Source organism: Metabacillus mesotrionivorans, assembly GCF_052171315.1.
In the GTDB taxonomy this organism is placed as follows: domain Bacteria; phylum Bacillota; class Bacilli; order Bacillales; family Bacillaceae; genus Bacillus_P.
The window spans coordinates 152,714-165,736 of sequence record NZ_JBQMFF010000006.1 but is presented as its reverse complement, the minus strand read 5'-3'; the positions used below and the strand labels follow the sequence as shown (position 1 = coordinate 165,736).

The 13,023-nt window shown below is 49.9% G+C and carries 10 protein-coding genes; all 10 read left to right on the top strand.

What is annotated here, in order from left to right:
* Positions 1 to 11: 11 nt before the first annotated feature.
* The 10 genes from ACTSEZ_RS16455 (at position 12) to gatA (ending at position 13,019) form a co-directional block, all read left to right on the top strand.
* Positions 12 to 2,237 (top strand): alpha-galactosidase, encoded by a 2,226-nt coding sequence (locus ACTSEZ_RS16455; RefSeq protein ID WP_369735334.1) that lies wholly within the window; start codon positions 12 to 14, stop codon positions 2,235 to 2,237.
* Between the two features lie 3 nt (positions 2,238 to 2,240).
* Positions 2,241 to 4,193 carry a beta-galactosidase gene (locus ACTSEZ_RS16450; protein ID WP_369735332.1) on the top strand — a complete coding sequence of 651 codons (1,953 nt, stop codon included), beginning with the start codon at positions 2,241 to 2,243 and terminating at the stop codon, positions 4,191 to 4,193.
* Positions 4,190 to 5,371 (top strand): galactokinase, encoded by a 1,182-nt coding sequence (locus tag ACTSEZ_RS16445; RefSeq protein WP_369735331.1) that lies wholly within the window; start codon positions 4,190 to 4,192, stop codon positions 5,369 to 5,371. The genes ACTSEZ_RS16450 and ACTSEZ_RS16445 overlap by 4 nt, the downstream gene beginning before the upstream one ends.
* Positions 5,368 to 6,366 carry a UDP-glucose 4-epimerase GalE gene (gene galE / locus ACTSEZ_RS16440; protein ID WP_369735330.1) on the top strand — a complete coding sequence of 333 codons (999 nt, stop codon included), beginning with the start codon at positions 5,368 to 5,370 and terminating at the stop codon, positions 6,364 to 6,366. The genes ACTSEZ_RS16445 and galE overlap by 4 nt, the downstream gene beginning before the upstream one ends.
* A complete protein-coding gene (gene galT / locus ACTSEZ_RS16435) occupies positions 6,363 to 7,916 on the top strand; it encodes a UDP-glucose--hexose-1-phosphate uridylyltransferase (protein ID WP_369735328.1) in 1,554 nt (517 codons plus the stop codon). The genes galE and galT overlap by 4 nt, the downstream gene beginning before the upstream one ends.
* Positions 7,867 to 8,904 carry an aldose epimerase family protein gene (locus ACTSEZ_RS16430; protein ID WP_369735327.1) on the top strand — a complete coding sequence of 346 codons (1,038 nt, stop codon included), beginning with the start codon at positions 7,867 to 7,869 and terminating at the stop codon, positions 8,902 to 8,904. The genes galT and ACTSEZ_RS16430 overlap by 50 nt, the downstream gene beginning before the upstream one ends.
* Before the next feature lie 36 nt (positions 8,905 to 8,940).
* Entirely contained in the window at positions 8,941 to 9,933 is a 993-nt protein-coding gene (locus tag ACTSEZ_RS16425; RefSeq protein WP_369735325.1) for a LacI family DNA-binding transcriptional regulator, read from the top strand.
* Positions 9,934 to 10,233: 300 nt separating this feature from the next.
* Positions 10,234 to 11,157: a glycerophosphodiester phosphodiesterase family protein gene (locus tag ACTSEZ_RS16420; protein ID WP_369735323.1), complete on the top strand. Its 924-nt coding sequence runs from the start codon at positions 10,234 to 10,236 to the stop codon at positions 11,155 to 11,157.
* A gap of 97 nt (positions 11,158 to 11,254) precedes the next feature.
* Positions 11,255 to 11,545 (top strand): Asp-tRNA(Asn)/Glu-tRNA(Gln) amidotransferase subunit GatC, encoded by a 291-nt coding sequence (gatC, locus tag ACTSEZ_RS16415; protein ID WP_029285534.1) that lies wholly within the window; start codon positions 11,255 to 11,257, stop codon positions 11,543 to 11,545.
* Between the two features lie 16 nt (positions 11,546 to 11,561).
* Positions 11,562 to 13,019 carry an Asp-tRNA(Asn)/Glu-tRNA(Gln) amidotransferase subunit GatA gene (gene gatA / locus ACTSEZ_RS16410; protein ID WP_369735322.1) on the top strand — a complete coding sequence of 486 codons (1,458 nt, stop codon included), beginning with the start codon at positions 11,562 to 11,564 and terminating at the stop codon, positions 13,017 to 13,019.
* The last annotated feature ends 4 nt before the right edge of the window (positions 13,020 to 13,023 follow it).

The window sequence follows — 13,023 nt, the reverse complement described above, 5'->3', positions numbered from 1 at the left end:
AGCATACTGCGATGCCTATATTCATGAATGAAGAACGCAACCAATTCCACCTTGCAAACAAAACGGTCAGCTATATCTTTCATGTGATGAAAAACGGGGAGCTTGGCCAGTTGTACTACGGAAAACGGCTGAATCATCAGCCTGACTTTTCCCATTTTGCCGCCTATCACATTCCGACAGCAGCAAGCTGCCACCCTGAAAAGGATGATCCGGCTTTTTCTCTTGAGACAGTATGCCAGGAATATCCGGTGTACGGCACGAGCGATTTCAGAGAGCCGGCCATCTCCCTGAGGCATCCGGGCGGAAGCTCTGTCAGCAAGTTTGAATTTACATCTTTTGAAATAAAAGAAGGAAAAGAGCGGATTCCGGAACTTCCTGCAACATTTGCAGATGCTGGTGATGCCAGCACATTGATCATCTCGCTCACAGATAAACTGAGAAAGCTGACATTGAAGCTTTATTATACGATTTTTGAACATTCCGCATCCATTGCCCGTCACGCGAGTCTTGAAAATGAAGGGGAGCAGCCGGTCGACATTGAGCGGATGATGAGTCTTTCCCTCGACCTTTCGGACAGTGATTTTACGATGGTCCATCTTGCCGGTACATGGTCAAGAGAACGCCATTTAAAAGAACGGAAGCTTCAGACGGGCATCCAGTCCATCTCCAGCATAAGAGGTGCAAGCTCGCATCACCACAATCCGTATATGGCGTTTAAACGTGCAAATACAACAGAAACTTCCGGAGAAGCTTACAGCTTCCAGTTTGTATACAGCGGCAACTTTTTAGCCCAGGCGGAAGTTGATCACTACGATGCAGCACGCATCCAGATGGGAATCCATCCGTTTCAGTTCAGCTGGCATCTGGCCCCGGGCGAAGTGTTTCATACACCTGAAGCCATTCTGACATATTCAGATGAAGGACTGAACGGGCTCACGCAGTCCACGCACAACCTGTTCAGGGAGCACCTTATCGCACCAGTCTGGCAGAAGCGGGACCGTCCGGTTCTGATCAACAACTGGGAAGCCACGTATTTCGATTTTAACGCTGAAAAGATTACGGCGATTGCAAAGCAGGCTAAAGAGCTCGGTGTTGAGCTGTTTGTCCTTGATGACGGCTGGTTTGGAAAGCGCAATGATGATACTACTTCCCTCGGAGACTGGTTCGTCGACCTGAACAAGCTGCCTGAAGGCATCGATGCCCTGGCTGATGCGGTCCGCAGCGAAGGGCTGAAATTCGGCCTTTGGTTTGAGCCGGAAATGATTTCTGAGGAGAGCGATCTTTTCACGAGGCACCCTGAATGGGTGATTCATGATCCTGAGCGGCCGGTCACATACGGACGGAATCAGTGGGTGCTCGACTATACACGCGGTGAAGTCGTTGATTATCTGTATGAGCGGATGTCCTCCATTATCGAGTCGGCAAAGCTCAGCTACATCAAATGGGACATGAACAGAAACATCACGGAGGCTTACTCCGCAGCGCTTGGACAGGACCGGCAGGGTGAATTTTTCCACCGCTATATTCTCGGAGTCTATGAGTTATATGAAAGATTGACCGAGAAGTATCCGGACGTCCTGTTTGAATCGTGTGCCGGAGGCGGGGGCCGGTTTGATGCCGGCATGCTCTACTATGCACCGCAGGCATGGGCAAGTGATGACACGGACGCTGTTGAGCGCCTCAAGATTCAATACGGCTCATCTTTTGTTTATCCAATCTACAGCATAGGCTCTCACGTATCCGACGTGCCAAACCATCAGACGCTGCGCAAAACCTCGTTGAAAATGCGCGGGGATGCCGCATACTTCGGCACATTCGGCTATGAGCTTGATCCTAACAAGATGACAGAGGAAGAGAAGGCAGAAGTAAAAAAACAAATCGAGACATACAAGTTACACCGCACACTTGTCAGGAACGGCGATTTCCACCGCCTGATCAGTCCGTTTGAATCAAACGAAACCGCCTGGATGATTGTGTCCAAAGACCGTTCTGAAGCGCTTGTCGGCTGGTATCAGGTACTGGCGGAAGCAACTCCGAAAAAAATCCGGACGCTGAAGCTTGCGGGACTTGAAGCAGACAGCACGTACAAGGTGAACGGCGCGGCATACGGCGGGGATGAACTGATGCAAAGAGGCATACCGCTTCCTGTCCAGTACAACGGCGTCAACAAACAGATGGCAGAACGCGGCGGAGATTTTCAGTCACACGTATTTTACCTTACGAAAAATGGGGGATGAGACATGTATTTAGGCGTTGATTACTATCCAGAGCATTGGGATCCATCCCTGTTCGGCGAAGATATTGAAAAAATGAAGGAAATGGGCGTCAACATGGTGCGCATCGGCGAGTTCGCCTGGCACTTGATGGAGCCTGAAGAAGGAAAGTACGACTTCTCTTTTTTTGACGGAGTCATCAAAAGGTTTAAAGAAGAGGGCATCGCCGTTATGTTCGGCACACCGACGGCTACGTTTCCTGCCTGGCTTGTGAAAAAGCATCCGGATATCCTACTTGAAGATGAACACGGCCATCCGAAATCATTCGGGGGCAGAAGACAGTACTGCTATAATTCAAAAACCTATCAGACTTATTCTCTTGCGATTGCCAGAAAACTGGTTTCACACTATCAGAATGAGAGCGGCATTGTTTCCTGGCAGATTGATAACGAGCTTGGCCACGAAGGCAGTGACATGTGCTACTGCGGCGAGTGCAGAGAAGCCTTTCACCGGTTTCTTGAGAAAAAATATGAAACTGCTGAAGAGCTGAACAAACGCTGGGGCACGATTTTCTGGGGGCAGACGTACAACGCATTTGATGAAGTCCCTGTCCCGAAACCGACGATAACGGTTCATAACCCGGCTATGATGCTTGACTGGGCAAGATTCAGAAGCGAATCTCTCAGCAGCTTCGCAAAGATGCATCTGAATCTTGTAAAAAAGCTGAAAGGCTCACATCAGGAAGTCACGACGAATCTTCCGGGCGGCTTTTTCGGAAAATGGTTTGACCATAACGAGTTTTCAAGAGAACTTGATTTCGTTTCCTATGACAATTACCCGGTATGGGGCGGGCTGACAAAACCGGTATCGCCTGCTTTTCTGTCATTTACTCTCGGGTTTGTCCGCGGCATCAAGCGTGAAAACTTCTGGATCGTTGAGCAGCTGATGGGCGCACAGGGCCATGATATTATCGGCTACCTGCCAAGACCCGGCCAGGCTCAGCTTTGGTCCTATCATGCATTTGCACACGGCTGCAGCAACATGCTTTACTTCCGGTTCCGCGGCATGAACAGGGGAGCTGAGCAGTACTGCCTCGGCATACTTGACGCAGACAACACGCGTTCCCGCAAATTCTACGAGGTGCAGGAAGTATTCAAAGAAGTACGGAAGCATGAAGAGGTATTCCAGGCGCCGATACAGGCAGATGTTGCCGTCCTTTATGATTTTGACAATGTCTGGTCGATGCGCATCCAGCAGCAGAGCTCGCAGCTGGAATTCACAAATGAATTGATGAGGCTCTACCAGCCTTTCCATGATGTGAATGTGCCGGTTGACGTCCTGCGGTACGACCATGATTTTTCATCCTATAAAGTTGTGCTCGTCCCGGTGCTCACACTGGTTGACGACGAACTTGCCGCAAGACTGAAAGCTTTTGCTGAAAACGGCGGAACGGTGATTTTCTCCTTCCGTGCAGGCATGAAAAACAAAGACAATAATATTCCGTTCGGTGAAAAGACACCTTATCAGCTGAAGGATCTGCTCGGAATTGAAATCGATGAGGCTGAATCGCTTCACGGAGGCCAGCACGTCTCCATCCTTTCAAACGACGGCAAAAACGAAGCATCCGGCAGCGTGTGGAGAGATCTTGTCCGTCCGGCAGCAGCGGAAACCCTGTATACCTACAGCGACCGTTTTTATAAAAACTATGCCGCTGTTACGGTGAACGGATTCGGGAAAGGAAAAGCCTATTACGTTGGAACCGGTGCAGAGGAAAAGGTGCTCAGAGAGCTAGCGTTATCTGTTTTGAACGGGGCCGGCATCACCTATATCGAATCAGACCCGGGTGTAGAAGTCGTCATCAGAGGAGAGCATGCGATCGTCATGAACCACAATGATGAGGATGCGGTCTTTGAAGGAGAAGTGCTGCAGCCGTTTGAGACGAAAATTCTGGCACGGTCAAAAGGGGGACACGCACAATGAATGCGGCGGAACTGGAAACATTATTTCTATCAACGTTTGGAAGCGGGGGCTACCGCAGTTTTTTCGCTCCGGGACGCATTAACCTGATCGGGGAACATACGGATTACAACGGCGGACACGTCTTTCCATGTGCGATCACGTACGGAACGTATGCCCTTGCAGCTAAGCGCACGGACCGGATGATTCGCATGTACTCCGTGAATTTTCCTGACAAAGGCATTGTGGAGTGCCCGCTTGACGATTTAGCTTACAGGTCCGAAGACGACTGGGCGAATTATCCGAAAGGCATGATAGCGGCGCTTAAGGAACGCGGTTACGTCATTGAGGAAGGGCTTGACCTTTTAATCTACGGAAACATTCCGAACGGGGCAGGGCTTTCTTCATCAGCTTCAATTGAAATGGTGACAGGCGTAATGCTGGAAGCGCTGTTCAATTTAAAAATTGACCGGATTGAAATGGTGAAGCTTGGCCAAGTGGTTGAAAATCAGTATATCGGAGTCAACAGCGGCATCATGGACCAGTTTGCCATCGGCATGGGGAAAAAAGCGTGCGGGATGTTGCTTGACTGCCAGACGCTGAACTACCGCTATGCACCGATCGAACTTGATCACCACGTGATTGTCATCATGAATACGAACAAACGAAGAGAGCTCGCAGGTTCAAAGTACAATGAACGCCGCGGGGAATGCGAGGAGGCGCTGAGCATTCTGCAGGAAAAAGTGCCTGCGCAGTCACTTGGCGAACTATCAGCTGAAACGTTTGAACGCTATGCATCCGCAATCAGCAGTGAAACCGTCCGTAAGCGCGCGCGTCATGCTGTAACCGAAAACGAGCGGACGATTCAGGCGCTCGAAGCGCTTGAAAGGAACGACCTGTATACATTCGGCGAGCTCATAAACGCATCCCACCGCTCCCTGCGCGATGATTACGAAGTAACGGGAAAAGAGCTTGATGCATTAGTAGAAGCTGCCTGGAAACAAAACGGCGTCATCGGTGCGCGGATGACGGGAGCAGGCTTCGGCGGCTGCGCCATTGCGATCGTTGAAAAAACGGCTGCTGAAGAGTTTTTAAGAGAAGTCGGCAGCGTCTATCTCAATGAAATCGGGCACGAAGCATCCTTTTACATCGCAAGCATCGGGGACGGAGCATGCGAAATCGAATTGGGGGTTCACATATGAGCGTATTAGTTCTTGGCGGGGCCGGCTACATCGGCTCCCATGCCGTCTATCAACTCATTGACCAGGGGATTGACGCTGTTGTCGTCGACAACCTGCAGACCGGGCACAGAAAAGCTGTTCACCCTGAAGCACGCTTTTACGAAGGGGATTTAAGAGACGGAGCCTTTTTAAACAGCGTCTTTGAAAAAGAGACCATCACCCAGGTGCTGCATTTTGCTGCAAGCAGCTTAGTGGGCGAATCAGTGGAAAAGCCGCTGGAGTATTTCCGCAACAACGTTTACGGGCTGCAGGTCCTGCTTGAAGTGATGCAAAAGCACGGTGTAAAAGAGATCGTCTTTTCATCTACGGCAGCTGTGTACGGGGAACCGGAGACCGTTCCGATTACCGAAAACGAACCGGCAAACCCGACCAACCCGTACGGCGAATCCAAGCTGATGATGGAGAAAATGATGCGCTGGTGCGAGCAAGCATACGGCATCCGTTATGTGTCTCTCCGCTATTTCAATGTGGCGGGCGCGCGTGCAGATGCTGAAATCGGCGAGGATCACACACCTGAAACACATCTTGTGCCGATCATCCTGCAGGTGGCACTCGGACAAAGAGAGCATATCTCGATCTACGGCGATGATTATCCAACCCCTGACGGCACTTGCATCCGCGATTACGTTCACGTCGAAGACCTGATTGATGCACACATCCTTGCCCTGAACTATTTGAGCAGACAAGGTGAGAGCACCATTATCAACCTCGGCAGCAGCCGCGGCTTCTCAGTGAGCGAGATGATTCAGGAGGCGCGCGAAGTAACGGGCCATCCGATTCCTGCTGTTTCCGCACCGCGCAGAGCCGGTGACCCGAGCACACTCGTCGCTTCATCCGGAAAAGCGAAAGCTATTCTAGGCTGGGAGCCGGCGCGGACAAACATCAAAACGATTTTGCAGGATGCGTGGAACTGGCATCAAACAAAACCACACGGATATGGAGAGGATTCCAGATGAACATGTCTTCATTCGTCAATCAATTAACAGAGCAAGCCATCCAGAAAAAATTCATCACAGACAGAGACCGCGTGTACGCACGGAATCAGCTGATCGGTCTGCTTGGAATTGATGCCTATGAAGAATGCGGTCTGCCTGAAACTCTTCTGACAGTTCCGGATCTCCTGGGCGTTCTGGTTGAAGACGCAGCACGCCGCGGAGTGATTGAAGGAACCTTTGATGAAAAAGAAAAACTGTCTGCAGGTCTGATGAATGTCTTTTTAGACAAACCTTCCCACATTCAGCACACATTCGAAGAATACTACAGCCTGTCGCCTGAAATTGCGACCGATTACTTTTATAAATTCAGTCAGAACAGCAACTACATCCAGACAAAGCGGATTGCGAAAAACATCCATTACAAAACCCCTACTGAGTACGGGGAGATTGATATCACAATCAATCTCTCCAAACCGGAAAAAGACCCGCGCGACATTGCAAGAGAGCGGGCTGTCAAAAACGATGCAGCCTATCCGAAATGTCTCCTTTGCGCAGAAAATGAAGGGTACGCGGGGCGCATCGGCCATCCGGCACGCGCCAATCACCGAATTATCGAACTCTCGCTTGAAAGCGAGAAGTGGTATTTCCAGTACTCTCCGTACATTTACTACAACGAGCATTCCATTGTTTTATCAGGAGAGCACCGGGACATGAAAATCAACGGGGACGCCTTCAGGAGGCTGATTGGGTTCGTTGAGCAGTTCCCGCACTATTTCATCGGTTCAAACGCAGATCTGCCGATTGTCGGCGGCTCCATTCTCTCGCACGACCACTATCAGGCAGGGCGCTACTCATTTGCGATGGCGGAGGCGCCGGATGAAGCAGTATTTGAAATGTCTCATTTTCCTGATGTGTCGTTTGCAAGAGTAAAGTGGCCAATGTCTGTGCTGCGCCTGCGTTCTGCGGACAAAGCGGCGCTTGTAGAAGCAGCAGAGCACGTGCTGAATACGTGGAAAACGTACTCGAACCCGGAAGCAGATATTCTTGCCTTTACAGGAGATGAACCGCACCAGACGGTCACGCCGATCGCCAGAATGCGCGGCGGCGAGTTTGAGCTGGATCTTGTTCTTCGCAACAACCGTACAAGCGAGGAGCACCCGATGGGAATTTTCCATCCGCATGCGGACCTCCACCACATCAAAAAAGAAAACATCGGCCTGATTGAAGTCATGGGACTTGCGGTGCTTCCGGAGCGGCTGAAAAACGAACTGCAGCAAATCGAAGCCAACCTGCTTGGCGAAGGCAGTTCTGTTCCTGAACATCACCTTGAATGGGTGGATCAGCTGCAGGCCAAATACGGCACTTTTGAAAAGAAAACCATCGATGCTGTCCTGAAAAAAGAAGTTGGCATAAAATTCAGCAGGGTTCTGGAGGATGCAGGCGTTTTTAAACGAACTATTGAAGGGAATAAGCATTTTAACCACTTTATAGAGTGTTTAAAAACAGAGAGGAACGATACGCATGAACATCCTTCACGAAACGATTCTCAAGCATCCACAGCAAAACATTGAGAAATACACCCTTGAAAACAGCCAAGGCTACTCGGTCAGCTTCCTGAACCTCGGCGGGGCCATCACATCCATCATGGCACCTGACAAAAACGGAACCTTTGAAAATGTTGTTCTCGCATATGACCATGCTGAGCAATACCTTGAAAATCCGTATTACCTCGGCGCTCTGATCGGACGCGTTGCCGGCCGCATTCAGGACGCGCAGCTTGGACCTTACAAGCTTGAGGCAAACGAGGGAGAGCATCAGCTGCACGGCGGTACTCATGGATTCCACAGTGTTTACTGGAACGTCAGGACAGAAAAACGCGATGATGCGGCTGTTGCCGTCCTTACACACTTCAGCAGGGACGGAGAGGGCGGATATCCGGGCAATCTTGACGTGCAGGTCACTTACACGCTTGACTGCGATAATACGTTTACGATTGACTACGAAGCCCGGTCTGATAAAGACACGTGGCTCAGCCTGACAAACCATGCATACTTTAACCTGTCTGCAGACGGCGGTCGGGACGTGCTCGGCCATTCGCTGCAGCTGAATGCAGAAGGCATTGCAGAAATGGATGGGGATCAGCTCCCGACAGGAAAGTGGATTCCTGTAAAAGACACCCCGTTTGATCTGAAAACTGGTAAACTGTTAAGAGAAGCAGCAGAGTCGGACAACCGGCACATCGTAAATGCCGGAAACGGGTTTGATCACCTTTTTCTCCTTGAACAGCGCGACCTTAACCAGATCATCGTTCAGGAAGAAGAAAGCGGCCGGAGGATGACGGTGCAGACGTCAGAGCCTGCAGCAGTTATCTATACGGCCAACAAAATGGACACGGTGCATCCGCTGAAGGCGGAACAGGCAAAAGGGCCATACGCGGCAATCTGCGTAGAAACCCAGCGGATTCCGGAATCGCTGCTCGTGCCGGGACTCCCGACGCACAGGCTTGCAGCACATGAAGCGTACAGATCGAGAACATCATTTACATTTGGATTCGTTTAAACCAGAAGATATTGAGTGAACAAAGGGGTAAGGTATATGGCGGCTACAATTAAAGATATAGCTGAAAAAGCGGGTGTTTCCATTGCGACGGTTTCAAGGGTGCTGAATTTCGACGAAACGCTGTCAGTCGGGGACGAAACGAAAAAACGCATATTTGAAGTGGCCGAGGAGCTGTCTTATAAAAAGCGGAAGACGAAAAAAAGCCTCGTGCCGAAGATTGCGATTGTCCACTGGTACACAGCCCTTGAGGAGCTGAATGACCTCTATTACATGTCAATCAGACTTGGCATTGAGGAGCGGGCGAAACATCACAATCTTCAGCTTGCGACTTATTTCTATGATGACTTTGACGAGATCAATCAGGATCAGCTGCAGGGCATCATTGCTGTAGGCAAATTCAGCAGGCAGCAGGCAGAGGAATTTAAAAAAGCAGCCCGCAACGTCGTCTTCGTCGATTCAAGTCCGGATTCAGAACGCTTTGATTCGGTCATCGTTGATTTCGAGCGGGCAACGGAACGCGTCCTCGACCACTTTATCGCAAAGGGCCACACGCAAATCGGCTATATCGGCGGCCGCGAAACCTACCGTGAGCATACAGAAAAGCTTGACGATCAGCGTGAGGAAACGTTCATTAAGTACATGGGAGAGCGGAATATGCTGCGCGAGGATGCTATTTTCATCGGCGCATTCACCGTTCAGGACGGCCACCGCATGATGTCAGAAGCCATCGCAAAGCTTGGCGACAATTTGCCGACCGCCTTCTTTGCAGCCAATGACAGCATCGCCATCGGCAGCATCCAGGCCCTGCACGAAAAAGGCATTCGCGTGCCCGAGCAGGTCAGCATCATCGGCGTCAATGACATCAGTGTCTCAAAGTATATTTTTCCGTCACTGACAACTGTCAAAGTTTACACAGAAGTCATGGGGGAAACTGCCGTCGACTTAATGGTTGAACGCATCACCGAGCGCAAAATCGCCAAACAGGTGACGATTGCAACCAAGCTGAAGCTGCGCCAGAGCTGCAGATAAGACGTTTAATTAAACGTTTGTTTAAAAGGGAAAACACCGCGTGCGGTGTTTTTTTGCATTGTAATTCAAAGGAACGCGCGTGTATTTTGGAAGCGTTTGGAAATGTTCAAGTAAATGTTCCCGGCCGGCAAGTAAAACGCAAACTCCGGCAAGTAATCTTGCTTAAAAGGCAAGTAAATCTCTAAAAGAGGCAAGTAATGCCCGAAAATCCGAACCGGATTGTATTTAACCAAACTTTAATACATAATCAATGCTCCTCCATGATATAAAGAAACTACAACTACAATGGAGGTCCAGCCCATGCAAACCATACCTCAGCGCGAAAGAAAAAAGAAAACCGCACTAAAAATATCCTCAGTCATCCTCATCACTTCATTGATCTTTTTCATCATCATTCAATTCATCCCAGTCACTCAAACGGAAAACCAGACGTTTCTCAAAAAAGGAAACCGGCCGCTCATCATCGCTCACCAGGGCGGTGCCGGCATGGCGCCGGGTAATACGATGGCCGCCTTTTCGCTGTCTGAAAAGCTCGGAGTGGATATGCTGGAGATGGATGTTCACTTATCAAAAGACGGTGAAGCAGTGGTCATTCATGATGACACTGTTGACAGAACCACAAACGGTACAGGGGCTGTCAGAGACATGACGCTAAATGAATTGCAGAAACTTGATGCAGGCTATCATTTCATCGGTCCGGACGGAAGCTATCCTTACCGGAATAAAGGCATCACCATACCTTCCATGGATGAAATCTTCAAAGCATTCCCGGGGTATCCGATGACGATTGAGCTCAAAACGGACGACCCGGCATTAGCAGACAAAATGGCAGAACTGATCAGAAAGCACAATATGAGCGACAAAGTGATTATCGCCTCCTTTTACGACGATGCACTGGCTTATTTTATTGAAGCAACGGACGGGACGGTTCCTGTCAGCTCTGCCCGGGAAGCCACGCGTAATTTTGTCATCGCCCACAAACTTTACGCAGACCGCATCATTTCTATGGAAAAATACACATCCGTCCAAATCCCGATGGAGGCAAGCGGTCTGAACCTGGCAACGGAGCGGCTTACTGAATCTCTCCACAAGCGCGGCATCGCGGTCCAGTACTGGACAATCAACGACGAAGACAGCGTCAGGAAGCTTGCCCGGATTGGCGCAGACGGTATTATGACGGATCACCCGAACATTGTTAAGAAGGTATTGGATCAAGAACTTTAGATAAGCCGAATAATCACGGCCTTTTGTTGCTTTAATGCAATGACTTTTGTTATCATCAGAGTATTGTTTACACGAGATTTATCGGAGGTGGAGCCCCATGTCACGCATTTCAAAAGAAGAAGTGAAGCACGTTGCAAATCTTGCACGTTTAGCGATAACAGAAGAAGAAACGGAAATGTTCACAACGCAGCTCGATGCGATCATCACGTTCGCCGAGCAGCTGAATGAGCTCGATACAACTGGCGTAGAGCCGACAACACACGTCCTTGAGATGAAAAACATCCTGCGCGAGGACAAAGCAGAAAAAGGATTGCCGGTTGAGGACGTTGTGAAGAACGCTCCTGACCATAAAGACGGATACATCCGCGTACCGTCAATCTTAGAATAGGGAGGGAAGCAGCGCTATGCCATTATTTGACCAGAAACTGTCAGAACTGAAAGCAAGTTTACATAAAAAAGAAATCACCGTCTCAGACCTTGTAGACGAATCCTACAAACGCATCGGAGCTGTCGACGGAAAAGTGAACGCGTTCCTTGCATTAGATGAAGAAAAAGCACGCGCTTACGCAAAGGAACTTGACGAAGCCATCGGAACACGCGATGAATTCGGCCTTCTATTCGGAATGCCGATCGGGTTAAAAGACAACATCGTGACGAAAAACCTGCGCACAACTGCAGCGAGCAAAATCCTTGAAAACTTTGATCCGATCTATGACGCAACCGTTGTACAGCACCTGCAAAAAGCAGAGGCCGTCACAATCGGAAAGCTGAATATGGACGAGTTTGCCATGGGTTCCTCTACGGAAAACTCAGGCTACAAAGTAACGAAAAACCCTTGGAACCTTGAGACTGTTCCAGGCGGATCAAGCGGCGGCTCTGCTGCGGCGGTTGCTGCACGCGAAGTGCCGTTCGCCCTTGGATCTGACACAGGCGGCTCGGTCCGCCAGCCGGCAGCCTATACAGGTGTCGTTGGCTTAAAACCTACATACGGCCGCGTCTCCCGTTTTGGTCTGATTGCCTTTGCCTCATCTCTTGACCAGATCGGACCGCTCACAACAAGCGTGGAAGACAACGTATTCCTGCTTCAGGCCATTTCTGGAGTGGATCCAATGGACTCCACGTCTGCGAACGTTGAAGTGCCTGACTTTTTATCAGCATTGACAGGTGACGTAAAAGGGCTGAAAATCGCTGTACCGAAAGAATACCTTGGCGAAGGCGTAAACGAAGAAGTGAAACAGTCTGTTCTTGATGCCCTGAAAGTCCTTGAAGGACAGGGAGCAACGTGGGAGGAAGTCTCTCTTCCACACAGCAAATACGCGCTTGCAACGTACTATCTGCTGTCATCATCTGAAGCATCGGCAAACCTTGCGCGCTTTGACGGCGTCCGCTACGGCTACCGTTCAGACAATGCGAAAAACCTGATCGAGCTGTACAAGCAGTCCCGTTCCGAAGGCTTCGGAGATGAGGTCAAGCGCCGCATCATGCTTGGAACGTTCGCGCTGAGCTCAGGCTACTACGATGCCTACTACAAAAAAGCGCAGCAGGTCCGTACGCTTATTAAAAAAGACTTTGAAGATGTCTTTGAAAAATACGATGTCATCGTTGGACCGACAACTCCGACACCTGCCTTTAAAGTGGGCGAAAAAACGGATGACCCGCTTACGATGTATGCGAACGATATTTTAACCATCCCTGTAAATCTTGCAGGCGTTCCTGGAATCTCTGTCCCGTGCGGATTCTCAAACGGACTGCCGCTCGGCCTGCAGATCATCGGAAAGCATTTTGACGAAAGCACTGTATACCGCGTTGCCCATGCATTCGAGCAGGCGACGGATCATCATAAAGCAAAACCTGAACTTTAAGGGG